Raw genomic sequence first — 25818 nt, 5'->3', positions numbered from 1 at the left:
TATGGCTTATGTAAAATGCATTGGGAAATATTGTGGATATCACCTCCCGCAACAAAAAAACGGCATGTCCCTTTTTCAGGAACTCGCCGTTTGCTTGCATGGATTAAGCTAGTTCGTCTATTATTGCATACCTTGCATGATCGCATTAATGATATTTTGCTGAGTCACGGTATTGTTCGAACGGTTAAACAATGCGAATCCATGTTGACCGTTATGCCCGTTGTCCCAATAAACAGGAACCATTTTGTATTTTTTAGCTTTTGCTGTAACTGCTTTGGCATATGCTGCACGATATACATTGTTGGTTGAATCATACGATGTTTTATCAATTGAACCGAATTCACCAATCACTACAGGATAGCCTTGAGTGACAAATTTATCGTACATGGACTTGAACTGTGATTCCAAGTAATCCTCTTGTCCCCAAGTAGATTTCTTCGCAGGATTCGTAGCCGTTGCACCCCACTGCGTGATATTACCGTTTTCCTCCCCTGCGAAATCCCATGGAGAGTAGTAGTGTGCCGAGATCATAATTCTTTTCTGCGAACTAGGAATGGCCGAGGATCTGAAATTATCTGTCGGGAGCACAAAGCCATAATTACCAACGGTGAAGTCAATATTGGTATTCCAGCCTGGAATCAGCAACCATCTCGCATTATTGTTACCTCCGGTCTGCCGTACCGTGTCCACAAAAATTTGATTGTATGCGTTCAGATTAGCGTAATACGCCGAATTCGGATTACCATAGTTGCCATCGAACACTTCGTTCATGGATTCGAAAATAAGACGATCATTGTAGTTGCTAAACTTGGTCGCAATCTGTTGCCATACCTTTTTATACTTTTCCTTAATGGCAGTCTGATTGCCACCATTTACGAGCAGCCATCCACCCTGGACGGAATTGTACCCATCGCCATGAATATTGATTATGACATACATACCTTCATTGTACGCATAGTCCACAACTTGCTGAATTCGATTCAACCATGCCGCATTAATTGTATAATTGGGAGCGCTTCCAATGTTATTCAAATAGGAGATGGGAATACGAATAGACTTGAAGCCCGCAGCTTTCACTTTTTGGATCAGCGCCGGAGTCACCGTAGGATTGCCCCAAGCTGTCTCACTCGGTGTGCCATTTATCGCTGCTTCCAGCTGATTACCCAGATTCCAACCTGCACCCATCTCAGCCACCACTTGCGAAGCGTCTGCTGCTGCTGCTTTAGGGCTCCATCCGGTAAAAGCCACGGCAGCCACTAACACAAGCGCCAAGCTGCTGATGCTGAATTTCTTCCATTTTTTGAACATAACCATACCTCCGCTTATTCTATTATTTTTAACAAGCAGTGCAGTTAATCTATTGATTCAGATTGAATGATTCGAGAATTCGCGCCTCCTTTCCTATCGATCAAACAAATGAAAATTTCGTCTGGCACCAACATAATAACACATATATGGAAAATAAAGATATATCTTTATTGCTCTTTTTTGACGATTTACTACAAAATAATCCATCTAACCGTTTAATTTAATTGCTTGAATGTGTTCTCTATCAAAATCAATCATCATGATGTGATCGTGCAGGATATTATCTCCGCAAGATATGGTTGCGCCGTAGTCGGCTATACTGTTAAATGTGATATCCACGCGATAGACTTCAATCTCATTAAACCAATTCTGATGTACCTTTTCATGAAGTTCATTTTCATAATATTCTCGAAAGACAGTCTCACAAGTTGAAAACCACTTGATGTAGTCTTCTATTTTAATGACAATTGAATTTAAAGATGTATTTGTGGACACATATATTCGGACGTCATTTAAATCCTCATCCTGTATGCAATGTTTAAAGATTTGCACAGTATTTGACAGAGTGTAACACCGGTAACTCTCATCACTCTCTTCTTCAAGCTCAATGAATTCACTTAACAATATGATCTTGCCCCTTTCCATACATCTTAAAATAGCTCAATTAACCAATTTAAGAATTTATCTTTCTCTTCAAACTGTGGGTAATGCGCCGATTCGTTAAATACAACGAAATCTTTGATCGGTGCATCGAGTACTTTGAAATAATCACGTGCTGCATTCGCAGTGGTCATATAATCATATTTACCCATCACAAAATAACTAGGAATCTCCAGATGATCCACAATATCGGGTAAATTTTGATCAAATGCTTCCCTTAGTAAGATGTCTTGCGAACTGAACATCCCTGAATAAAAGCGAATCATATCTAATCCATTGTATTCGGGATTCAAAAGGAATCCTGAGATATAATCTCTATTCTCATTGATAAGTCTGGCAGCGCCGCCGTACTTTTGCAAAAGAATTCTAGGTGTAAGATCATTTCCTTGCTCAATCGACCCACGAACTAGCTCCAGTTTTTCAACATCCTCTTCATTACCGGCTTGTTTCGCTTGTTCTACGTGTACTCCAAACTCTCCAGTTCGCTCTGAAGCGTATCTGCCATTTGCCCAATGCCAATATACGCGAAAAACTGAGCTGGCGCCTTAGCCGCAGCTTTCATCCCGATGTATGTACCAAATGAATGACCGATTAATATAACCTTTTCTTGATTTAACTCCTTAGATACATAATCACTTAAGGCTAACAAATCATCTACTAATACATCTGTTGTCAGATTCGAATAATCCTCAAAAAAGTGATAGGACTTTCCGCTCCCACGTTGATCATAATGGACTACAGTGAAGTATTGCTCAAGCTCCTGCTGATACTTCCTAACGTAAGGAATCTCCGAGCATCCCGGCCCCCCATGCACAAAAATCAGGATAGGATTACTCCGGTCAACTCCCCTAATCATGACCTCGTGACCTGCACCGTTGATTTCGACCTGCTCTAACATGCTGATGCTGTTCTCCCCTTTAATTTGGGGTGTCCATGTGGGAAATATTAAAGCTACTATAATCAATAAAATGATACTCAATAAGCTGTACTTAAGTGTTTTACGGATTTTTTTGCGCATATAATGCTCCTTAATTACGGGGTTAAACCTATTTGTACTGACGCTTTCTCTAGCGTAGCGGATACAACAATTCAATAGATTCGTTCATCAGTTCTTCTTGGAAAATGTAATTATGATCGGCTCCTATGATACAGAGGATTCGTTTCCCTGGATGAGCTTCAATTGTATTTTTGACTCTTTGAACCATAATCTGATTGCGGACCACCCAGCGGAAGTTTTGTGACTTCGGGTTAATCTGCCCTAACCATGCATATTTTTGTTTGGTTATACGATCGAACTCCTTTGAATTAAAAGGAATTCCCCCAAACCGATACGTCTCCATTTGTTTCGCAAACCAATGATCATCCTGTTGTTCGAGTTCTTTGCGCTCCTCACTCGAATAACCGTTAAATGGATCAAACGCATTCCACACATCCAGTTCAAACCAATCAATAGGGAAAAATGGGATGTTATGCTCTTCGCACAAAGGAAATACCATATCCCAAAACTCACTTGCCGGTTCTCCCCAGTATCCTCTATCATGTTTGTCCTTCTGATATCTCAACCAACTCTGTGGATGAACTTCACCACAAATGAGATCTGGCTTAAACTCAGTTATCACATTCTTGTAAAGAGAAAGAGAACAATGATATCGCTCCCTGAGTTCTGGATTATGAATGGTGCCAAGTATGCCTACTGTTGTTGTCATGTGCCCAGCTCCTTTATCATGTGTATATCTTTCGGCTCTTTGTCATAAAGTTCCTGATCCATTTCACTAGTAATCTGGCTGCCCTGGCTTCTGTAAAAGGATACCGCTGATCTCGTTTCTGTGGAGGAGATATACAGATACTGTGCGCCACGTTTCTTAGCCTCTTCACTTAATTGGTTTAGAATACGTTTTCCAATGCCTTGTCTTCTGTACCCGCGTGAGACATACATCAAGTCAACTTGTAATTGATTACGTTCCCTGCCTCTGTATTGATGTGCAAGCACTCCGAATCCAATTAATCGCTCCTCAGCAAATGCGCCATATGCCATTCCGCCTTGTTCAATTTCATACACATATCGATTTTGAATTTCCTCCAAAAGCTTCTCATCCCAGTTGGAGCACTCATGATTTTGTTTTAGCTCTACTAATTCGTTCTCTCTCATTTCATAGATGAGATCAATATGTTCCGAACGGTCTATTTCCTGCAACTGATTCACATCTTCAAGGGTCAAAGTCCTATATGTTATCATGGTCGTTGCCATCTCTCCTTTATTTTCAAAACAGATTCCCTCCAAGTTAAATCAGCTTATTATAATTACGGGTAACTCATTCAAATGATTTATTTCGATGGTGTACTTTTCTAACTTATGGTTGTCAAGTCCATCCCATCTATCCGAGAAATGATAAAACATATCTCCGAAGTTCATCCCTTCAGGCAATACGTCCACAAGTTTTATTTCATCGATCTCCGATTCGGGTAAGCTATCAAGCCTTTTAACCTCAGCATAAGAGACCATACCGAAGCTCCCATTCCATTCATATACTCCATAAGGTGTTAATTCAAAATGCACTGCACCTGTCTCTTCATAGAGTTCTCGACTTGCCGTATGTAAAATGGTTTCCCCAATTTCTTTGTTGCCTCCTGGGATCTCCCAACCTCCTCTTTTCCTATTTTTGATAATGATGAATTTATGGTTATATTTAGCGATTATCACTGCAAATTTGATTAATTCTGGATCAAGTTCATCTAGATCAAACCATTGACTCATGCTATCCCTCCAATTACATGACTACTCTTTCAAAATATAATGGTTAAACCACTGAAGTGGTAACAAACTATCATCTGATATAATTGTTGTGAATACCGCAACCAATCCTCGCTTTTGGTTAACAAAGATATACTGCCCTCGTCCACCGCCCATCCCCATTGCATAAAACGTTTTATTTTCAGCTTCTTCTTCCTCGATGCTTTTCATTATGCGCCAGTGGTAGCTATATAAGGTGTTGGAAGTAAGAGAAGGACCTACACTTCTAGCAATCCAGTCAGAAGAGATGAGTTGTTTCGAATTCCACTCCCCATTCTGAGCGTATAACACCCCAAACTTCAGCATATCGTCGATCTTCATTCGCAGACCAAAGCCTTATAATCTTTTCTTCAAGAAATATTGAACGATTCCATCAGGATACTCATCAATTATTCCAAAGACTTTATATCCCATCTTCTTGTAGAATTCAGGAGATTGATATGAAAATGTGCTTGTGTGTACAAGCTTACATCCTAATTCAGAAGCCATGCTTTCTGCTTGCATGATTAAAGATTTTCCATATCCTTTCTTTCTGTGTTCCACATCTATCCAAAAATTATCAATATATAATGTTTCACAATATGTAGCACAGAAGATCCCACCCACTGCCTTACCTGTCTTGTCCCGTAAAAAAAGATTTATAGTTTGTCCAGGCTTGTTTAATAACCCATTTGTTTCAGAGACATTATAGTTATATAAGTTATTACAAACGGTTTTATAATCTTCTTCATGATCACCAAATACAATTTTTAATTCACCCTCCTGATTGATATTAATCAATGTTTAAGTCACCTCATTTAGAAAATCATTACATGTAATCTTTACACGATTAGAATTTTTCACCTTATTGCCAACCTGTAGATCACTTCATTATCTGAATTGGTTCTATTCTCACTAATGAAGGACATACTCTTATACAAATTTTGTGCTATTTCGTTATCACGTTCAACCGTTAATGAAATAACATTGCATAACGGATGCTGTTTCGTGATGTAATCTAGAATGACTCTTATAGCGCACTTCCCCATTCCTTTGCCTTGATAGGATTTATCGATTTGAAAACCACCAATCCAATAATTATCTGTACTATCTGGAGAATAACTCAGATAAAAGAAACCAACTACCTTCCCATCGATCTCAAGTACGTAAGGATCAAATGCTTCATCCCACGGTTTTATATAAGCATAAGCGATTCCCTCAATAACGGATGGAACTAATGAGATTTGGTGCTCATGCAAAGAGATCTTCAGCGCATCTTCCCAATTCTCTCGTGTAACGGGTTGAACTTTTATATCCACCTCTGAATCTCCTCTTTCGACAAGCTTTGATTAATTCTAAAGTTCTTTTCACTCTCACCTAAAATCACTTCCAAATGATGTTCAATCAACTGTATAACTTGTTTTTTATTCTTAGTGATCATTGCTGTCTTGTTATTTTCGTTAATCACATCTATCGCTGCACCTATATTATATTGATGGTTCCACTTCACAATCATCTTGCATAAATCCTTGAAAGACTGCTTGTAATTCCACGGTCGCAAGCCCATTCTGGACAATACAAACCTCTTTATAATCCGATAATCTCTAATGAACACATTTGGGTTTAATACAAAGATTAAATCTGCTTCTTGTATGGATGGTAAAGTCCAATCTTTGTACTGTACTCCTTCCATGATCCAAGCCTCTGAACGGGCAATAGCTTGCATCGAATCATCCCTAACATGTTCAGGGTATCTCAGATTTTCGGCGCTTCGGTCCCAGATGAGATTGTCTAATTCATAGGAAGGAATACCGTATTTATCTGACAACCCCTTGGCTAATGTTGATTTCCCACTACCGCAAGATCCAATAATTCGTATTCTCATACATATTCTTTCTTCAACAATGCATAGATGACATTATCGACAAATCGATTTTTCCAATAATAGTTGTCTTTCAATATGCCTTCTTCACTGAACCCAATTTTCTCAAGCAACGTTCTTGATCCAGCATTCTCTGGCTCTACAAATGCTTCAATTCTGTTTAATTCAAGGTTCTTGAATCCATATTCAACGATTCTCTGAGTTACCTCGGTCATATAACCCTGCCGCCAGAACTCCGGTGCTAATTCATATCCCATCACAGCTTTATGATGTTGTTTCATCCAACCATGAAATCCACATGTTCCAATAATTCTACCGTCTGACTTCGAAGCAATTCCCCAGCGGATAACCTGACCGTTTTGGAATCGTTCATTCCATCTTTGGATGAGTTCTTCTGCTTGTTTCATATTCCCAAAAGTTTCTACATCGTAGAATCTAGTAACTTCATCTGAAGAGAAAATATGAAATATGTCTTGAGCATCACTCTCTTTAATCTCTCTTAACAGCAATCTTTCGGTTTCTAGTTCAGGAAAAGGAGTCATACTCTATTCACCTCAATCGAGTACACCGCTACTTTTTTCCCTATGATGTCTACGTCCTTCTCGTGTTTCATGCCATTCTTTTGCGCCACTTTCATAGAACCCACATTGCCATGTTGAATTAACGATATTAATCGTCTCTGTTTCAAGTGATCCATGCCATATACTTTCCATGCTTGTGCTTGTTCATATCCGTAACCCATACCCCAGTATTGCTCCATAACCCAGTAACCAACTTCAAGCTCATCCGCGCCTTCAATGAGTTGCGGAATCAGTCCAGAGGTTCCAATGCACTTGTTATCCTCTTTATTGAATGCAAGGAACAGCCCCTTATCGTCTTTATTCCAGTTGATGAACTTTTCCAGGCTTTGCATCGTTTCTTCCTTCGTCCAGGGTCCTCCATGTCTTATAAATCTCATCATATTTGGCTCACGTGTCATCTCGAAAAGTAAATCAAAATCATTTTTAGTATATTTCCGAAATATAAGTCGCTCTGTCTCTATCATACTCTCATCTCCTTTTTCTTATATTTCACTTCAAAATTGTTTGTTCGCGATCCACTGTCGATGTGAAAAATGCTTGCCTACTCTCTTCTCGAAATACTTCTTGATAACGATGTCTTCCGATCTGATCAAAACGCGCTTGAACTCGCTTTACGTGTTCTGTATCTGATTTTATCTTTTTCTCAATCTCTTCGTATTGTTCAAGGGTATCGTATTCCCACATCGCAAAAATCTCGCTGGTTTCATCATCGATGGGTGTGTGCCATCTCCCAATAAGTCTTGATCCATATTTTAATTGGGATGGCAGTAAAATATCATTAAATAGAGCGTTGAACTCTTCTACAAAAGAAGTCGCAATCATATAGGTTTTTCTCCTATATATCATCATCTGTACCTCCTTATGAGTAATAGAAGCGATAGACCTATCTCGTCACAATTCCCGATGTAATTTTCATGTTCGGAGCATAGGTTAACCATGAGTTCTCATTAAACTGCTTAGCAAACACACTCTCTGCTTCATACTGTCTATTCGCTTCTTCTGAATTCAGTCCTCTTTCAACCAATTGATTAACAATTTCATGCCTGGCATTGGGTTCTTGTCCCAGTCCTTCTTCTTTTAACGCATGAAAAAGCATTTTCTTATCCGAATCTGCCATGTGTTGATCTAAGAAGTTAACCTTGTCACTCACTCGGCATTCTACATTTCTCAACCCAAGTTGGCTAAGCAGGATTGGAATCTTCATACCGATATTTCCGTCTTTACCACTCCGTTTGCTATCCTCCTCGAATAATTTTTGAAGAATACCCAGCTGAATAATTTTGGATTGTTCAAGTCCATGTAATTCATAGTTTGACATATTAGCGATCCAATGGGGTTCGAAACATATCACTCTACCTTCATCAACTATACTTTCGATCATCTTCTGAAGAACGGTGATAGGCTCTTTCATATGTAATAAGAAGGCATGACTTATTGCAACATCGTATTGACGTTTCACTTTTACTGTTTCAATGTCATCTACAATAAAAGTCGTTTGATAAGAGGTCTTTGAGAAAATCTCTTTAGCCTGCTTAATCAATTCCTTACTTTTATCTAATCCGGTATAGGTTGATCCTTCGGGTAATAGAGGAAGCAGCTTCAAGCCAAGATAGCCATAACCACACCCATAGTCGATAACATCTACTGGATTTCCTATCTTCCATACACGTTGAACCAAAAATTCAAGATAATCATCGTTATAATACAGCCACCGCGTATTTCTCAGATATTCAATTTGGTCATCCCAATAGTAATCGGACAAGGTGGAATCCCTCCTTCACAGGATGTAATCGCATTCATAAACAGTCAAATACCATGGGTAAACGGACTAGCGTGTGTCTTCAAACTCAAGTAATTTTCTAAGGAACACAGGACATCTTATTCGGCCTTCAGGTCCTCTTTGAGAATTGTAAGGAACATGAGACATCTTATTTCCCAAAATCATCTGACAAAAACGCTATAAAAGACTATTTATTCTGATATAGCGTGTCTCAGATTCTTTAGATTTCGGATGGCGTTTCAAATCCCCGAATAAGACGTGTCAGGTTCGTTAGCGCTTACTGACACATTCAGGGTGCAACGCTATGTTAATGCATATCAAGGTATGGAATGTAATTTTGTCCTCTCCTTTATAGAGTTGATTCAGAACTAAATATTTCAATTAACGTCTTTGGAATCTCAAACTGTATGCCTCTGTTCAATTGTTCACCTCTTATCATTTTTACAATTCGTAGCCTAGTAAAAGCGCTGTTATCTCACCCGATACTTCTCATTGTTTATAATTTCACTGACGATTTCAGGTAGTTGATCTTCTGTAAAATGATTTGTATACAGCTTGTTATCTACTCTCAACTCCAGATGATTTACAAACTCATCCAACAGAATTACACTTCTTTCTTTCATTTGATGTTCTTCTGCTCTTAGACGATCTCTACGAATAATGGTTTGACGATCCACCAACAGTACAACATAGATTATGCGAACATGATAGTCTGCCAATTCTGTCATTAATACATCAACGTCTTCCGGAAAGGTAACATAGTCCAAAACTACATCGTATTTATAATCCAATAAATTTTTCACTAGACTAGATATATTTTTCCACGTTAAGTCGTTTGTATCCTTATCAAGCCAGGGTTTACCTCGCCCTTTAACCGGAAAGTGACTAACCGTATCTCCAGAAATGTATGCACTTTTATCTAAAGTCTGCACCAGCAGCTTGGAAGTTGTAGATTTCCCTACTCCAGGGGGGCCAGATATAATATATAGGTTTTTAACCATTTAATACTCTCCTTACAATATCTTTTGGAAACTTCCAATATCCAGTTTTCTATCAAACTTATATCCAATCTCTTTAAACAGAGCACATTGTTCATACCCATTTCTCTCAAATAATGATTTACTTCTTGTATTCTCCATGCAAATTGTCGCAATCAAGGTATGGAATCCTTGTTCTTTTGCAATCTTCTCAATAAAACGTAGTGCTCGTTTTCCCAAGCCTTTTCCTAAAAGATCAGGCTTTAAATATATGGTGACTTCTCCGCAGATGTCATAAGCCTGTTTACTCTTATATTGGGTGATCAGAACATAGCCCACCATTTGATTGTTTTCAAGAATGACGTAAGTTTTATACCGCGTATCCTTGTTCATCACAGAGGATTTAATCTGATCCAGATCTAATTCCTCTGTATGAAACGAAATCGTTGTATTCATTACGTAGTAGTTATAAATACTTCTTATTTCAGGGAGGTGCTGTTCGTTTACTTCTTCAAAGGTCACTGTCGTCAATTACCGTCCATCCTCTTCTGTTCATTATACAGATCTTCCCATATAACTTCTGCTCTTATTTTAGGACCTTCGTCAATATGAGTTCTATGATTTCATTGGTCTCCAGATGGTCGGTAACAATGTGGGTTTGAAATTGTTCATTCTTGAAAGCTTCAACACACTTGGGTGCTTGTTGATACTGCCAGCCTCCATGTTCATCTCCGCGTTTAGCCAAACGATGATATATCGTCTCTTCTGTAGCCATTAGGCAAAAATGATGAATGTCCTGATCGATCTCCTTCAACCCGTTATAGATGCAATGAAAGTTTTCCTCTTTATAGATGGTCATGGGGATGATTAAGTGTTTGTTGTATTTCTATTTAACCTCTTTCGCTGTCTTTACAGTTAGAATTCTCCATAGCTCAATATCTTGAAAATCATCCGTCCGTTCATTCTCCTCTCTATAATTCTCCGGGAGAAGTTTTCTCAGCATATAACCAATTTCTTCTGGATCATAGATCATACTGTTGGAAATTAAAGGTTGAAGTGCTTTTGCTGCCGAAGTTTTCCCCGAACCAAACGCGCCGTTAATCATAATGATCATTGGATCAATCCACTCCTAATAAACAAATGGTTTCAATACACACCAAATTTTCCCTGTCCACATTTCATCCATTATAAATGTTTCCCTTCCACTTTTGTATTACAAAATGTCCAAAAACACGATGAAATCCCATTGGCCTTCCAATGGGATTTCATCTCTGTACATTTTTCAATTAACCCTGCGATAATTAGTTTATTTCCAAGTAATCAATGTACACGTCCCATGTCCCGTCATCTGCGGTTACAACCAACTGAATCTCCTGGTTTCCGGTGCCGTGACTAACATTATTGAGCGTATACACCGCTGGGTTGTTTCCTCCGAAGTAAAAGGTCCCCTTGGTCTGTCCGCCAATCTTCAAATCCACTCTAGCCATATTGGCATTGTTTGAAGCCCCACGAAGTGAAAAATTGTGAGTGCCCGTTGCAAAATACTGCGTGTATTTAACCAAATCATTGTTAGCATACAGCACTACTCCATTGAAAGGGGAGCTTATATTCCCGGTGTACTGGCCACCTTTGGTCATATTCTCAGCTTCCACTTTTGTTGAAGTACCTGGGGGATTGGTGGTGCCGCCATCAGGCGCAACTGCCCGACCTGTCGCCGGTGAGATCATGCCGGAGCAAAGGCCACGATTCTTCAGATTTTGTGCAATCTGCGGAATGGCCTGAAGTGTCGTCTGGTACTGATCATGCATTAGAATGACATCACCACTTTTCATGGTGTTCACAGCCGCTACAATCTGGGTTGCACTGGCGCCATTCCAGTCTTGGGAATCTACGTTCCACAGCACTTCAGTGAGCCCGTTCTGGCTCACAACGGATTTCAAGGTCGCATTTGTCGCACCGTAAGGAGGTCTGAACAATTTAGGTGAACTTCCAGTAATGGACTGAATCGTCTGCTGTGTCCGTGTAATCTCTGACGACATCTGAGAACTGTTTAAAGTAGTCATATTCGGATGTGTATAGGAATGATTGCCGATCCACATGCCAGCTGCAACCTGTGCAGTAACCAGAGATTGATTATTTTGCGCATTTTGTCCAACATTGAACATCGTTGCCCGCAAACCGGCCTGTTTCAATGCGTTAAGCATATTGGTTGTATTTCCAGATGGGCCATCATCAAACGTCAAGCCTACATAACCATTTGGACAGGCTGCGTCCGCAGCATGAGCATCAGGCACTGCCGGAATGTAGAACAATGTACTGAAGAGTGCGAGTGATATTACCGCTTTTGCCAGCTTTCCTTTGAACATAATATTACCTCCTCATATTTATTCACAGCATAATACCTTGCTACACTCCCTCTCTTTATCAACGTTCAACCCTCGAAAAAAAGCGCTTTCATTTCAAGGTAAACTACTGCCTCCTTTCTCAAAGATATAACTTTAGTTCATGGTGAGTTTAGTATAAACGATAAGTATATTTAAAGTAAATTCTATTTAATCCAAAATGTTCTATTTTTTTACGTACTCTAAAATCGCCGATTGTACATCTCCCGTTTAGCACTCTCCTGTGTAAAAATGTCCTCCGGGGGCACCATGCGCTTCGGGAGTGTACGCCCTGCAATAATTTCTTTGGTAGCCTGCATAAGCTGAGGACCTAGCAGCGGGTTACATTCCACGACAGCGTTGATTTTCCCACTCGCCAGAATTTCAAGTGCTTTGCGGGAGCCGTCCACCGAGACAATGATAATGTCCTCTCCCGGCTTCAGCCCAGCTTCTTCGATCGCTTGAATGGCGCCAAAAGCCATTTCATCATTATGGGCAAAAAGAACCTGCGGCCTTTCTTCTTCCGTAACCTGAAGGAAATCTTTCATCACTTGTTTCCCGTTGGCCTCCGTAAAATCGGCAGGAGCACTTTGTGAGAAGATGATATCTGCTCTGGTGTCGAAAATGCTTCTAAATCCCTCGCCACGCTGGATGGAAGGCGTAGAACCACTTGTGCCTTGCAGTTCGGCAATTCGTATCGTACCCGGATGATTTCGCATCCGATCCTGAATGTACTTCCCCGCCTTCACACCTTCCTCATAAAAGTCCGATCCAATCGTTGTCACAAAAAGTGAAGTGTCTTGGACATCGACTGACCGGTCTACAATGATTACGGGTATGCCTGCATCCTTGGCCTCCTGAAGTATACCGTCCCAGCCCGATTCCACGACCGGTGCAATGGCAATGACATCCACCTTTTGCCTGATGAACGACCGAACAGCCTCGAACTGTTTCGTCTGAGACTGTTCTGCATTTTTTATCACAAGGGAGATTCCCGATTCAGCCGCAGCAGTGCGAATAGACGTGGAGTTGGCCAAACGCCAGGCACTCTCTCTGCCCAGTTGTGAAAAACCCAGGACAATTGGTTTCGTAGAGGTATCCCTTGCAACCGCTGATTCCATCCATTCCTCAACAGACGGGAGAGTTTCCAAGTTGTTAGACGAGATGGGAGGAGACACAGATTCAGACTCAGGTGTTGTACAACCGACAAGCAGCAGTAGCAGTATGAACAAACACACCCCGTTCACATGTCTTCTCACTCACGCATCCCCCATCTCCATGTTAGTCTCTGCTGCCAACGATGCAGAGCACATCTAGTTATATAATTGTTCGGTATTTGTGTGCATTATCATTTCATTCGATCCACTTAATGCAGTGATTTCGAGGATACTCGCCGCCCGCTAAGCAGTCGTTGGAACAAAATAAAAACAAACAGCATTAGCCCAATCACAATCTTGGTCCACCATGAGCTGAGCGTACCTTCGAAGCTAATTATAGTTTGGATAGCTCCCTGGATCAATACACCAATAAAGGTTCCCGCCACGTACCCCACACCACCTGTTAACAAGGTACCTCCGATGACAACAGCCGCAATGGTATCGAGTTCAAGACCCATGGCGTGTAATCCATAACCCGATAACATATAGAAGGTGAAGACGACACCGGCAAGCGCGGAGCACAAACCGCTGAACGTGTACACCAGGATTTTGGTACGTGCAACCGGCAATCCCATGAGCAGCGCGGATTGCTCGCTTCCGCCGAGGGCGTAAACGTTGCGCCCGAACCGGGTGTAATGTGCCAGGTAGATCGCGAGCAGTAGAATCACCAGAGCAATAATCACATTAATGGAGACAAAGCTGCCCCCTGGCAGGGAAATTTTCGCCTGTGCTACCTGTGTGTAAAATGGATTCGTAATGGTAATGGTGTCGAGACTGATGACATAACACAGCCCACGCGCCAAAAACATACCGGCCAGCGTCACAATGAAGGGCTGAATTTTAAAATAATGAATTATAGCCCCCATGACTGTGCCAAATAACGCACCCATAACAAGCACCATCGGTATAACGATGGCAGGTGACCAGCCCTGCTTCTCCACCAGACTTGCGCTAATAATGGTTGTCAGCGCTATGACAGAACCAACCGACAGGTCGATTCCTCCTGATACAATGACAAAGGTCATGCCAATTGCCGTGATAATCAGAAATGCGTTATCAATGAGAAGATTAAGCAGGACCTGTGTGGAGAAGAACCCCGTGTACCTGAAAGACCCTATGGCAAACATCACGGCCAGCAAGCCGAAAGTGACAAAGACCGGGAGATACTTACGATTAAGAAACATGGCGGTTAACCCCCTGTTCGGCTGGATATTTCCGTTTTTTCCAACGGATCACCATGGAATTGCGGAAGGAATCAGATTGAATCAAACATACGGCCAATACAACAAAAGCTTTAACAACCAAGGTAACTTCTGGCGGAACGCCAATCATATAGATCGTTGTTGTTAAGGTTTGAATAATCAGCGCTCCAACGACGGTACCCATTAGATAGAAACGTCCACCATTGAGCGAAGTACCCCCGATGACTACCGCAAGAATGGCATCGAGTTCATACCACAGACCCGCGTTATTTCCATCCGCACTGGATACATTCGAGCTGAGAATAAGCCCAGCAATACCGGCACACAGACCACAGAAGACATAAACTGTGAGAATAACCGTTTTGGAACGAATACCTGCCAGTCGGCTCGCGCTCGCGTTACTTCCGACCGATTCGATAAACAGTCCCAGTGCCGTTTTTCTCGTCAACAGAGAGGCCACAATCAGGACTGTTAATACGATGAAGATGGAAAAAGGCAATGCTGCAAGCGAACCAGCCCCGATATAGGCGTAGTTTGCATTGGATACCGTAATAATCTGTCCACTCGTAATCAATTGTGCAATCCCACGTCCGGCTACCATCAGAATAAGCGTTGCAATAATGGGCTGGATTCGGGCAATCGAAACAAGCGCCCCGTTCCACACGCCCAAGATCAGGGAGAGACCCATCGATAATCCGAGTGCCCCCAAAACAAGCCCCAAGGAACTCTGGTCTATTCCTCTGCTGATACTCATACAAGCTACGGCACCGGAGATCGCGACAATGGAGCCCACGGACAAATCGATGCCTCCGGTCGCAATGACCAGTGTCATGCCGATCGATACCAGAATCAAAGGCGCTCCAAAATTGAGAATATCAATCAAGCTGCCATACAGATTTCCTTCACGCATAACGAGGGAGAAGAAATCCGGAGAGTACAGCAAATTAAAGATTAAAAGTAAACCAAGCATACATAACGGCCAAAACAAATGATGTTTACGCATCTTGCCCGCCATCTCTTTAACCTCCTGCCATTGCTTTCATAATTTGCTGTTGATGGATCTGTTCCCCGCTGAGTTCTTTCACTTTTTTGCGGTCCCGGAGTACGGCAATCCGTTGGCTGACACGAATCACTTCTTCCAACTCGGACGAAATGAACAGCACGGCCATGCCCTGCTTCGACAGAGAGAGCACCAGCTTCTGTATTTCAGTCTTTGCACCAATATCAATGCCACGCGTAGGTTCATCGAGTATCAACAGATCCGGGTTCATCAGCAGCCACCGGGCAAGCAACACCTTTTGCTGATTACCGCCGCTCAGATTTTTAATTAAATGCTCTGGATTTTTGGGATGGATATTTAACAGGTTGATGTACTTTTCGGCGATCTCATCCTGCTTCTTGCGTGAGATCGGTTTGGACCAGCCGCGTGTCGCCTGTAAAGCCAGAATAATGTTCTCCCGAATGGTCAGATCATCGATGATGCCTTCGGTTTTACGGTTCTCGGAGCAAAAGGCAATATTCTGATCAATCGCATGACGCGGCGACTTGACCGTACTTCCTGTACCCACAACGAGCAGCTTGCCTTCGTCCGAACGATCTGCACCAAAGAAGAGGCGAGCGATCTCGGTACGACCAGATCCCAATAGCCCAGCCAAGCCCACGACTTCTCCCTTGCGAATGTCCAGATCGAACGGCTCAATGGCGCCTTTTCGTCCAAGTGCCTTGGCGGTAATTAACAGTTCTCCCGACTCCGCCTGGGCAGCATCCGTTTCCTTCGGAAGCTCCTCTAACACCTCAAGCTCCTTGCCGATCATCTTGAGCACCAGTTCCATGCGTGGAAGTTCTGCGGCTATGTACTCTCCTTCCAATTCCCCATTACGGAGCACCGTTAGACGATCCGACATTTCGTATACCTGATCAAGAAAATGAGTAACAAAAAGAATGGCGAGACCTTCACTCTTTAATTTGTGCATAATTCGAAACAGTTGCTGAACTTCGTTTTTGTCCAGACTGGATGTAGGCTCATCCAGTATGAGCACTTTGGCCGAGATGCTGAGTGCTCTTGCAATCGCAATCAGTTGTTGAATCGCGACCGAGTAATTCTGTAAAGGAGCCCTAACATCGATGGACAAATGTAATCTGTCTCGCAGCAGGTTCTCCGCATCTTGGTTCATTTGCTTCCAATTGATTTTGCCAAATCGCATCGGCTCCCGCCCGATAAAAATATTCTCAGCAACCGTTAAGTTCGGGCAGAGATTAACCTCCTGGTAAACGGTACTGATTCCCGCCTTCTGTGCTTCGAGCGGACCGGAAATGGAAAGTTCGCGATGACCCATCGTTACCGTTCCTTCGTCAATGGAATAAACACCCGTCAGAACTTTAATAAGTGTCGACTTTCCTGCTCCATTCTCACCCATCAAGGCATGAATCTCGCCCGGAAACAAACGAAAGCTGACGCTGGACAACGCTTTAACGCCGGGAAATTGTTTGGTGATACCTGTCATTTGCAAAATGGGTGCTTGCTCGGCCATATAACCCTCTCCTTTGTTATGGAAAAAAGTCATTTAGCGACAGCCTGGTCGAAAAATGACTTTTCGGTGTTATACGAATCTGCTTTTAATATTCGCGTGTTGGCAATGCTTCTTTGGCTTGCTCCGATGTGAACGTTGTCTCATCCGTTACGATTCGGGGTTCGATGTCTTTCCCGTCCACTACCGCTTGAACCGCTTCCATTAATTGAGGTCCTAACAACGGATTACATTCCACGATAAAGTTGATTTTGCCATCAGCAGCAGCCTGCATCCCATCCTTCACGGCATCAACAGAGATAATGGTGATATCTACGCCTGGTTTCAGTCCTGCCGCTTCAATGGCCTGAATTGCACCAAGTGCCATATCGTCATTATGTGCGTAGAGGACATCGATTTTTTTATGTGCTTTGAGGAAAGCTTGCATGACTTCTTTGCCTTTGGCACGTGTAAAGTCACCCGATTGTGAAGCGATTACTTTAAGCTTTGGATTGGAAGCAATCAATTCCATAAAGCCCTCTTGACGGTCATTCGCTGGTGCGGAGCCAGTTGTGCCCTGCAATTCTACGATATTGATCTCGTCTTGTGTGTCTTTATATTGGTCATTAAGCCACTGACCTGCTTTGCGTCCTTCTTCTACGAAGTCGGAGCCAATAAAGGTTTTGTAGAGGGTTTTATCCGGGGAATCCACAGCACGGTCCGTCAAAATTACGGGAATGCCTGCATCCTTCGCTTCCTTCAATACGGTATCCCAACCGGATTCCACTACAGGAGAAAAAGCAATCACCGTCACTTTCTGCTGGATGAAGGATCGCAACGCTTTAATCTGATTTTCCTGCTTCTGCTGCGCATCGGAGAATTTCAAATCATAACCCGCTTCTTTGGCTGAATCCTGAATTGACTTGGTATTTGCCGAACGCCAGCCACTCTCCGCACCAACCTGCGAAAAACCAAGCGTAATTGTTTTGGCGCTGGCAGGTGTACCGCCATTGCCACTTGTTGAAGTTTCATTATCAGAGCCTGCTCCTCCATTAGTACTGGTACATGCCGAGCTAACCAGCATCACCATAGCCAATGTTATGGCAAGTCCCCACTTTTTTTTGGTTCGCATGTTGTGATCCTCCCTTTTTCATTTCACCTTGTGGTGTGATCACATTATAGAACGCTTTCATTTCGAGCTTATATGGAGTATCTTGTTTTTTTAATGTAATAATTTAGCAATTTCAAAAACGAAGATCTAAAACGTGTAATTTCTTTGTTTAATGGTGTAGTATTTAGTGATTCTCTTAAATATTAAAAAATCATGTTATACTAATGGTACATTTTCGATCCCTTCAGATGGAGTGGAATACGTTGAAACTCATTCAGTGGATTGCTTCAAGCCTCAGGCTTAAATTACTCAGCATGTTTATCATCCTCAGTTCAGTACCACTGATCGTGGTTGGATTGATCTCTTACCACAAATCCTATACGGTTGTATCCAATCATAACAAGGCCTCGACACAACTGGTCGCCGACCAGCTTGCCAGGAACATTGATATCTTGTTTGAGGATACGGAACGGTTGCTCGAACTGGGCAAGAATCCGCAAGTGCTTCAATACCTGTATTCTCAATCGGAGTCCTACCCGGAAGCCAAAGCCATCCTTCAGACATACAACCTTTATCGGGAAACCTACAAGTATGACAAGGTACTTAATATCTCATTCGTGAATTTCTATGGAAAAGGCATAAGTGAACGAAAAGGCGTGTTCAAGCTGGAACGGAATCCGCTGCGTAACCCGTACTTCAAGTATCTGATACAGTATCCGGATGCCATTCTGCGCATCCCTCATTCTGCAGCCTATGCTGAATACAACAGGCTGGATGGATTTGCTTACCCTAAACAGAATGCGCTTTCAATTATAACCACAGTCAAAGAACGAATCACGCACGAGGTCATCGGATTTATCGTAATTGATTTGAATGATTCGTTTATTGATGATTTTTTGACGAGCACCCCCATTAAGGATTCAGGTTTTTTCTACATCAGTGATCAACACGGAAATACTCTTTTCAGGCCGAATGCCACCCCGGCATCCGTAACCATGATGGATCAGATCCGATCAATCCCCTTACATTTGCAGCATGACAGCTTTATCCTGTCCGCAGGATCCAAGCCGCAATTCGTTGTATACAGCACCTCCAAACAGACCGGATGGAAAATGATCGGGGTAGCTCCTTATCAGGAAATCATTGCAGAAGCCAATAGCATTCGCCAATTGATCATCATCACGGTTTTGTTAAGTGCCTTCTTTGCAATATCATTATATTTTTTCCTGAATAATCGACTGATTCTTCCCATCCGGATTCTGATGAACAAGATGCGTAAAGCTGCAAACGGTTACTTGGAGGCCAAAGTCACACCACACGGCTCGGACGAAATTGCTGATCTGGGCAAAAGCTTCAATGTGATGCTGGATAAGCTCAAAACATTAATCGAAAAGAGTATTCGAGAGAATGAACAGGTGAAAATAGCTGAACTACGTACGCTGCAAGCTCAGATCAACCCTCACTTCCTCTATAACACGTTGGAATCCATTCTATGGATGGCGGAAGCAGAGAAAAAAGAAAATGTAATCAAACTTGTGCAGGCCCTCTCGAAGTTCTTTCGTTTGAGTCTGAACAAAGGATTTGACTGGGTATCCATTCAAACCGAGCTTGAGCATGCGCGAAGTTACTTGGTCATTCAACAGATGAGGTACCACGATATTCTCACCTACGAGATCAGCGTTGACCGTGAGCTTCAGGATTATCCCATTTTGAAGATGACACTGCAGCCCTTGATTGAAAACGCGCTATATCATGGGATCAAGAACAAACGCGGTCAAGGGCGTATATCCATCCACGGATATATTGAGGAAAATAGCATCATTCTCACCGTACAAGACAACGGAATCGGCATGTCTGCGGATCGATTGGCTCAATTACGTGAAGAGCTGGAGAAACCGGCAGGTTCCCGTTCCCCCCAAGATGACGAGCAGGAAGGCGGATTCGGTCTGCTCAATGTACATCACCGGATTCGGCTTTATTTCGGACCAGCTTATGGCGTTGAAATGGAAAGTACGTATATGGAAGGAAGCACATTTATGATTCGTATCCCCAGAAGCAAGGAGGTTAACCGTTGAAAAAGGTGATGATCGTGGATGACGAAATTGGAATTCGGGAGAATATACGCAGCTGCATTGATTGGGAAAAGGAAGGTTTTCGCTATTGCGGGGATGCACCCGACGGCGAGCTTGCGTTACCTTTAATTCAAGAATGGGCACCGGATATTCTGATTACGGATATTAAAATGCCATTTATGAACGGACTGGAACTGACCTCCATCGTTCGCAATCAGCAACCTGATATCAAAATCATTATCATGAGCGGTCATGATGAATTCAGCTATGCCCAGGAGGCCATCCGACTCGGTGTGACCGAGTACTGTCTAAAGCCCATTAGCGCAGCAGAGCTAATCCAGATGCTTCATAAGGTCAGTAAACAAATGGATGAAGAACAACAACGCATAACAAGCCGAACGATCACCAAGGAAAAACTGCTAGCCGATCTGTGCGGGGGACTCATCGGTACAACCGATGCGATTGAATCAGCCAAACATCTCGCACTTCCTCTCTCAGCCAGGTATTACACCATTGTCATTATCGACGTTCGATTAACAGAGGATTCCCCGGATTCGGAATCCATGATGAAGAAGCTGATTCTCGTACTGGAGGAAACCCGTGATCCCCACGTAGAACTCCTTCCTTATATTCGAAGCCGGACGGAGATCGTGCTTCTGCTCAAGTATAATGACGATGAGAACATATCCGTATATCTGGAGCAGCTTCGCGGGCGGGTTCGTATGGAGCTGGAGCATATGTTCAAATGTAATATTATTCTGGGTATTGGCAGTCAACAGGAGCGGCTGCAAGGCATTCATGTCTCGTATCTGGAAGCGGAGGAGGATAAATATATTACCCGGCTCACCCTTCAGAACAGAGCTTCTCTACGTGAAATTAACCTGGATGAGCAATCGACTCTTTTTCTCGACAGGAATTCGTTTCTTGAATTCCTCAAAATCGGCAGCCCCAATCTGCGTGACCATTTTGTACAGGAGTTTGCCGCTCCATTACAGTCCTTCGACTGGAAGTCCTCATCGTATGGCTTCTATCTGTTGAATGATCTTACGCTCGAGTCGTTTCGGCTCGCGAATCAGCTGTTCCGCATGAGTGACCATTCGGATGAGAACATTACTTCCCTGCAGCAGACGATCCGGAAGATTACGTGCTGGGAGGATTGCACCCAATATCTGTGTTCCCTGCTTAACCTGTTATGGCAAAGAAGAGCAGCATGCTCCGGAAAATACAGTGATGTCATCGATCAGGTGAAAGCCTATGTATCCCGTGAATACAATAACGAACAGGTCTCGCTGAAAGTGATCTCTGCACACGTCAGAATCAGTCCAAGTCATCTAAGCAAGATTTTCAGTCAAGAAACGGGTCAAACGATAACGGAGTATCTAACCCAGATTCGAATCGGTAAAGCCAAAGAGCTGCTGAAAACGACCAGCAACAAAACCTTTGAAATTGCTTACAAAGTCGGTTACAACGATTCTCATTATTTTTCTAATATATTCAAGAAAACAACAGGTTTTACACCAAGAGAATACCGAACTCAAGGGACCGAGGAAAAGCAGGCCAGACCAGCAGATATGAGAAAAGAGCCAATGTATGAATAAAGCTAGATTTGCACTTTTACTCACACTAATACTTGTGTTCCCGATGATCATTTCATCCGGTTCGGCACACATTCGCCCACAACAGATGGCTGCAACACTTCCTGCGACTTCACCTGTAGAGAAATATGCAGCGAGCAAAACTTTCGGTATTATCTATCCAATGACGTATCCAACCTATGAAATGATCACGAAGGATGCAACGGAGTATGCAGGCAAACACAATATCACATTAATTGTAAACGCACCTGATGAAGCCAATACCGAACAACAGATCCGTATCATGGAGAATATGATCAAACAGCATGTGGACGGAATAGCTATATCTCCTGTGGATGCTGCTGCACTTACACCCGTAATTGATGCAGCCCAAGCTGCGGGTATTCCTGTCATTACATTTGAGTCAGATGTCCCATCCAGTCATCGAATCGCTTATGTGGGCGCTGATAACTATCGCACTGGCCAGCAGTTCGCGATGACGACTACAGAACTTCTGCATAATCAAGGCATGATTCTTGTCGAGAATGGTTTGGAGGAGATGCAAGGTTTGCAGCAGCGGCTTAATGGATTCATCGACTACATCCGCAGTGAAACAGACATCGAAATCTTGGAGGTTCGTTATCATCAAGGGAATGAAGATCGCGCCATGTCCGATATGGAGAACATGATTCAAGCTCACCCTCACTTCAATGCGATTATCGGACTCGATTTTGTTTCCGTCTCTGCCTCTACCCTAATCTGGAAAGCGAAAGGCCTGAACCGGCATTTGATCGCGTTCGGAGACAGTCCGACCAGTGAAAACGGGTTGCTCAACGGTCAATTGTCTGCCGTTATTTCACAGAATGAGGGAGTCTGGGGTGCCAAAATGATGGAGACCTTGTTACTCGCAAGCGACGGTTTGCCCGTGCAGGAATTTATTGATACGGGGATCATTGTAATCAATCAGGAAGGAAGTAAATAAGGTGCTGTCCTCTTGTCATGAAAATGACAGGAGGACAGCACCTTTCCATTCGTACACGTAGTTATTACATCCGTTCATCAAGTGTTCCTCAAGAAAGATGACCTCTGCCTGAGAGTTGTTCATATCTACCTATTACGTTTAAGCTTCATAATGAGCCGATCCAGGATGAACCCCACTCCGCCCCAAAAAATCAAATGGAACAAGTATATCAACGGCCTGAACAACGAATTCGTCTCTGGATTTGTATTTATTTTGGTCAACCAGTCATTCAGCAACGGATTTATAGGATTTGTTAGATAAATCAGAATATTCTTATCATCGTTTCCTGATAGATTAATGAAACATACGGTTAGCGAGAAAATAACAAACCAAAAAGTCAGCTTTTTCAGTATGTTCAGCATGACGGGGGGGTAAACCTCCTCTCAAGTATGATAAGTCCTTTTGAGAAGCTATTTCTTCCATTCGTCCTCTAATATGCTCATCTCGATAAGATTCCAGAATGTATCTTCATGTCTTCTCGCATCACGAATAAGTCCTTCTCGTACAAAGCCCGCTTTTTCATAACATCGGATGGCTGAGACATTAAAATCAAATACACCCAGACTGATCCGGTGTAACTTCTCCTCTTCAAACCCAATTCGAAGTGCCTCATCGATCATTTGCTTTCCATAGCCTTTACCTTGATAGGGCTTACCAAGAAGCACCTTACCGATACGTCCTGAACGATTATATCGATCGATACCGCCAAGAGCAATATGGCCCACAATCTCCTGAGTTGTTTCATCCATCACTTTATAAATGAACTTATTCGAAGTGTTCTTATCATTCGCACCATGCAAATAATCCGCTAGCTGTTCCTTGGAAAGTGGATAATGGAACTGAGGGCCAGCCCACTGGAGCAGAAATGCTTCATCTCCACTCCATTCGATTAGTTGATCAAAATCTTCCGGTTCAAAGTATTGGAATGTAATCATGTTGATCTGCCCTTTCTTTTTTATGTCATATCATAACTTATTTCAGTTCTCTTGTGTCATCCTAATGATGAGTTTCATCAAACTCTTTGTTTCTTTTATTCATTTCACGTATGGAGTGCTGAACCCAATTCATTCTAGTCAATAAACAGATCATTCCACCTAAAATACATATCGCGCCTATCCAATAATTCAGTTCAAAATTCACTTGATAATCACTCGGTGTATAACTACCCGCTGCTGCTGACTGGAATGCTGCATACCCTAGCTTCGGAATCACCTCTTCAATCATCTTCGAGATTGTAATAATCACAATGCCTAACATGATAAAGAGTAATGAGAAAATACTCTGTAAATGCTTCAAAGACAAACTACCTCCTCTACAATCCAAATCAGGTGTGTTTCAGCACTACTCGCATCTTAGAAGCCGAACAACTTCGCCATCAATCAACCCTTCACTTACTCGGTGAAAACCAATGGATTCATACAGATTACCGGCGATACCATTTTCCGGCCTGTGTCCAATCATAATGCGTTTGCATTTCAGCGATTCCTTCATTAGATTAATCAACTTCCTAAGCGCTTCTCTTCCATAACCTCTGCCCTGATATTTGGTATCTATCATTAGAGCAAGAAGCCAATAGTTATCCTCATGATCCGGCCGATCTGAGTACACCGCAAATCCAACTAATTTCGAATCAAAATAGATGGCCATGGGTTGAAAGTCTTCAACTACCTTGGATTCAGCAATCCAATATACAACCGGCGCGGGAAAACTATTTTTCTGCTCTTCAGATACTTCCAGTTGAGTACATGCATACCAATTATCTACCGAGACACGTTTTAAATGAATCATAGTTTGAAATTCCTCCTTGTGAAAATTACACAGTGGAATCCCTCGGAAAGCTTCCTTGATTCCTCTGTGCTAGACAAAAACACCTCTGGCAATTCCATTTCTTCTACTCAAATTCGTATTTTTTCTCATATCACATCACTCCTTTCACGTATATTTCAGCATTTCAACGAAATTTCACGATTAAGTCTTGTTAAAGCTCGCTTGCAGTGTCCATTCTAATCTGCGCAGCCACTCCCTATGTACATCTGGATGAGCATTCTTGATTCGGTTCATGATCTGTATTACATTGGATGTGGAATATGCCCGAATTAGATCATTGGTTACTTCAATATTTGTACGTTCTGTATATGCATTTAAGAAGACTTCTGACAGATCCTTTGCCATGTGAGGATAATGAAGATGCACAAACCACACCACCCATGCGATATCAAACAATGGATTGCCCCATCCTGCCCACTCCCAATCCAAAATGAACATTGAATCGTTGGATAACATGACATTATGTGGTCCGTAATCTCCGTGAATCAGAGTTTGCTCCCTATGATCGGAAATGTTCAACACTTCTTTTACCATGCTTTTGATTCCGGAGGGTACAAACTCAAGTTCCTCCACATCCATAGCGGACTTCGTTATGACTGGCAACACTGCTTCGTAATCATATCGTTTGATGGAGTGCACGTCTCTGGCGAGATATATACCAAGCTGCTCATAAATTTTCCTGCCTTGATCAAGTCCTTCTTCATCCAGCAGCATCTGTGCATTTATTCCTGGAACGTAATCCATCAAAACAAACAGCCAGTTTTCTTTTTCAAAGCAATCATGCACTCGCGGAGTCACGCCAGAATGATTTAACAAACTTAGCGTGCTTATTTCTGTCCTTGCATCTGTATTTTCTAAATGATAGATTTTAGCAATCATCTTCGGATCAGTTCCCTCAAGTAAAAGGGTCGTATTGGTATAACCACCTGTTAGTTTAACAATGTTCACATTCGGAAATCTGTTTAACAAGATGTCATGATTCACTTCATGCATTCCTTCTTTCTTAGT

At 42.4% G+C, this 25818-nt stretch carries 29 protein-coding genes and 1 pseudogene; 3 read left to right on the top strand and 27 right to left on the bottom strand.

What is annotated here, in order from left to right:
- Positions 1-120 precede the first annotated feature (120 nt).
- The 23 genes and pseudogenes from NKT06_RS12100 to NKT06_RS11990 form a co-directional block, all read right to left on the bottom strand.
- The gene (locus NKT06_RS12100) at positions 121-1308 is read right to left on the bottom strand and encodes a glycoside hydrolase family 5 protein (RefSeq protein ID WP_253434194.1); all 1188 of its coding nucleotides are present in this window, start codon (positions 1306-1308) and stop codon (positions 121-123) included.
- A gap of 207 nt (positions 1309-1515) precedes the next feature.
- Positions 1516-1932, bottom strand: a complete 417-nt coding sequence (locus NKT06_RS12095; RefSeq protein ID WP_253434192.1) for a hypothetical protein — start codon at positions 1930-1932, stop codon at positions 1516-1518.
- A 26-nt stretch (positions 1933-1958) separates the two neighbouring features.
- Positions 1959-2986, bottom strand: a pseudogene (locus NKT06_RS12090) (alpha/beta fold hydrolase).
- 49 nt (positions 2987-3035) lie between these two features.
- Positions 3036-3674, bottom strand: a complete 639-nt coding sequence (locus tag NKT06_RS12085; RefSeq protein WP_253434189.1) for a hypothetical protein — start codon at positions 3672-3674, stop codon at positions 3036-3038.
- Positions 3671-4204 (bottom strand): GNAT family N-acetyltransferase, encoded by a 534-nt coding sequence (locus NKT06_RS12080; protein WP_253434186.1) that lies wholly within the window; start codon positions 4202-4204, stop codon positions 3671-3673. The genes NKT06_RS12085 and NKT06_RS12080 overlap by 4 nt, the downstream gene beginning before the upstream one ends.
- Before the next feature lie 51 nt (positions 4205-4255).
- On the bottom strand, positions 4256-4723 hold the full coding sequence (locus NKT06_RS12075) for an NUDIX domain-containing protein (protein ID WP_253434183.1): 468 nt from the start codon (positions 4721-4723) through the stop codon (positions 4256-4258).
- 21 nt (positions 4724-4744) lie between these two features.
- The gene (locus NKT06_RS12070) at positions 4745-5080 is read right to left on the bottom strand and encodes a serine hydrolase domain-containing protein (protein WP_253434179.1); all 336 of its coding nucleotides are present in this window, start codon (positions 5078-5080) and stop codon (positions 4745-4747) included.
- 15 nt (positions 5081-5095) lie between these two features.
- The gene (locus tag NKT06_RS12065) at positions 5096-5539 is read right to left on the bottom strand and encodes a GNAT family N-acetyltransferase (RefSeq protein WP_253434176.1); all 444 of its coding nucleotides are present in this window, start codon (positions 5537-5539) and stop codon (positions 5096-5098) included.
- Between the two features lie 59 nt (positions 5540-5598).
- A complete protein-coding gene (locus tag NKT06_RS12060; protein ID WP_253434173.1) occupies positions 5599-6057 on the bottom strand; it encodes a GNAT family N-acetyltransferase in 459 nt (152 codons plus the stop codon).
- Complete coding sequence (locus tag NKT06_RS12055) at positions 6048-6623, bottom strand: P-loop NTPase family protein (protein WP_253434169.1); 576 nt, start codon at positions 6621-6623, stop codon at positions 6048-6050. Before NKT06_RS12055 ends, NKT06_RS12060 begins: the two co-directional genes overlap by 10 nt.
- Positions 6620-7162 (bottom strand): GNAT family N-acetyltransferase, encoded by a 543-nt coding sequence (locus tag NKT06_RS12050; RefSeq protein ID WP_253434165.1) that lies wholly within the window; start codon positions 7160-7162, stop codon positions 6620-6622. The genes NKT06_RS12055 and NKT06_RS12050 overlap by 4 nt, the downstream gene beginning before the upstream one ends.
- Positions 7159-7665 carry a GNAT family N-acetyltransferase gene (locus NKT06_RS12045; protein ID WP_253434160.1) on the bottom strand — a complete coding sequence of 169 codons (507 nt, stop codon included), beginning with the start codon at positions 7663-7665 and terminating at the stop codon, positions 7159-7161. The genes NKT06_RS12050 and NKT06_RS12045 overlap by 4 nt, the downstream gene beginning before the upstream one ends.
- A 25-nt stretch (positions 7666-7690) precedes the next feature.
- Positions 7691-8047: an NIPSNAP family protein gene (locus NKT06_RS12040; protein ID WP_483311619.1), complete on the bottom strand. Its 357-nt coding sequence runs from the start codon at positions 8045-8047 to the stop codon at positions 7691-7693.
- Between the two features lie 37 nt (positions 8048-8084).
- The gene (locus NKT06_RS12035) at positions 8085-8963 is read right to left on the bottom strand and encodes a class I SAM-dependent methyltransferase (protein ID WP_253434154.1); all 879 of its coding nucleotides are present in this window, start codon (positions 8961-8963) and stop codon (positions 8085-8087) included.
- Between the two features lie 488 nt (positions 8964-9451).
- Positions 9452-9982, bottom strand: coding sequence for a P-loop nucleotide/nucleoside kinase family protein (locus NKT06_RS12030; protein ID WP_253434151.1), 531 nt, complete (start codon positions 9980-9982; stop codon positions 9452-9454).
- Between the two features lie 12 nt (positions 9983-9994).
- Positions 9995-10480, bottom strand: coding sequence for a GNAT family N-acetyltransferase (locus NKT06_RS12025; protein ID WP_253442512.1), 486 nt, complete (start codon positions 10478-10480; stop codon positions 9995-9997).
- Between the two features lie 364 nt (positions 10481-10844).
- The gene (locus tag NKT06_RS12020; RefSeq protein WP_253434149.1) at positions 10845-11072 is read right to left on the bottom strand and encodes a DEAD/DEAH box helicase family protein; all 228 of its coding nucleotides are present in this window, start codon (positions 11070-11072) and stop codon (positions 10845-10847) included.
- Positions 11073-11259: 187 nt separating this feature from the next.
- On the bottom strand, positions 11260-12324 hold the full coding sequence (locus tag NKT06_RS12015) for a polysaccharide deacetylase family protein (protein ID WP_253434146.1): 1065 nt from the start codon (positions 12322-12324) through the stop codon (positions 11260-11262).
- 218 nt (positions 12325-12542) lie between these two features.
- On the bottom strand, positions 12543-13598 hold the full coding sequence (locus NKT06_RS12010; protein ID WP_253434141.1) for an ABC transporter substrate-binding protein: 1056 nt from the start codon (positions 13596-13598) through the stop codon (positions 12543-12545).
- A 107-nt stretch (positions 13599-13705) separates the two neighbouring features.
- Positions 13706-14680: a galactofuranose ABC transporter, permease protein YjfF gene (gene yjfF / locus NKT06_RS12005; RefSeq protein ID WP_253434138.1), complete on the bottom strand. Its 975-nt coding sequence runs from the start codon at positions 14678-14680 to the stop codon at positions 13706-13708.
- Positions 14670-15713, bottom strand: a complete 1044-nt coding sequence (locus NKT06_RS12000; RefSeq protein ID WP_253434135.1) for an ABC transporter permease — start codon at positions 15711-15713, stop codon at positions 14670-14672. The genes yjfF and NKT06_RS12000 overlap by 11 nt, the downstream gene beginning before the upstream one ends.
- Before the next feature lie 4 nt (positions 15714-15717).
- Positions 15718-17229, bottom strand: a complete 1512-nt coding sequence (locus tag NKT06_RS11995) for a sugar ABC transporter ATP-binding protein (protein WP_253434132.1) — start codon at positions 17227-17229, stop codon at positions 15718-15720.
- An 85-nt stretch (positions 17230-17314) separates the two neighbouring features.
- Positions 17315-18337, bottom strand: a complete 1023-nt coding sequence (locus NKT06_RS11990; protein ID WP_253434129.1) for an ABC transporter substrate-binding protein — start codon at positions 18335-18337, stop codon at positions 17315-17317.
- 242 nt (positions 18338-18579) lie between these two features.
- On the opposite strand from NKT06_RS11990, the gene NKT06_RS11985 reads away from it, so the two are divergent.
- Genes NKT06_RS11985 through NKT06_RS11975 form a run of 3 tightly spaced genes read left to right on the top strand, consistent with a single transcriptional unit; the run spans position 18580 to position 22944 of the window.
- A complete protein-coding gene (locus tag NKT06_RS11985; protein WP_253434126.1) occupies positions 18580-20391 on the top strand; it encodes a cache domain-containing sensor histidine kinase in 1812 nt (603 codons plus the stop codon).
- A 5-nt stretch (positions 20392-20396) separates the two neighbouring features.
- Positions 20397-21986 (top strand): response regulator, encoded by a 1590-nt coding sequence (locus NKT06_RS11980; protein WP_253442510.1) that lies wholly within the window; start codon positions 20397-20399, stop codon positions 21984-21986.
- Entirely contained in the window at positions 21979-22944 is a 966-nt protein-coding gene (locus NKT06_RS11975; protein ID WP_253434123.1) for a sugar ABC transporter substrate-binding protein, read from the top strand. Before NKT06_RS11980 ends, NKT06_RS11975 begins: the two co-directional genes overlap by 8 nt.
- 449 nt (positions 22945-23393) lie before the next feature.
- Here NKT06_RS11975 and NKT06_RS11970 read toward each other — a convergent pair whose 3' ends face one another.
- The 4 genes from NKT06_RS11970 to NKT06_RS11955 all read right to left on the bottom strand — a co-directional run bounded on the left by NKT06_RS11970 (position 23394) and on the right by NKT06_RS11955 (position 25794).
- Complete coding sequence (locus NKT06_RS11970; RefSeq protein ID WP_253434120.1) at positions 23394-23918, bottom strand: GNAT family N-acetyltransferase; 525 nt, start codon at positions 23916-23918, stop codon at positions 23394-23396.
- Between the two features lie 61 nt (positions 23919-23979).
- Complete coding sequence (locus NKT06_RS11965) at positions 23980-24279, bottom strand: hypothetical protein (RefSeq protein ID WP_253434117.1); 300 nt, start codon at positions 24277-24279, stop codon at positions 23980-23982.
- A gap of 45 nt (positions 24280-24324) precedes the next feature.
- Complete coding sequence (locus NKT06_RS11960; protein ID WP_253434114.1) at positions 24325-24771, bottom strand: GNAT family N-acetyltransferase; 447 nt, start codon at positions 24769-24771, stop codon at positions 24325-24327.
- A gap of 180 nt (positions 24772-24951) precedes the next feature.
- The gene (locus NKT06_RS11955) at positions 24952-25794 is read right to left on the bottom strand and encodes a phosphotransferase family protein (protein ID WP_253434111.1); all 843 of its coding nucleotides are present in this window, start codon (positions 25792-25794) and stop codon (positions 24952-24954) included.
- Positions 25795-25818: the final 24 nt, after the last annotated feature.

Origin of the sequence: Paenibacillus sp. 1781tsa1, from assembly GCF_024159265.1 — a bacterium.
In the GTDB taxonomy this organism is placed as follows: Bacteria; Bacillota; Bacilli; order Paenibacillales; family Paenibacillaceae; genus Paenibacillus.
This window is presented reverse-complemented; position numbering and strand designations above follow the sequence as displayed.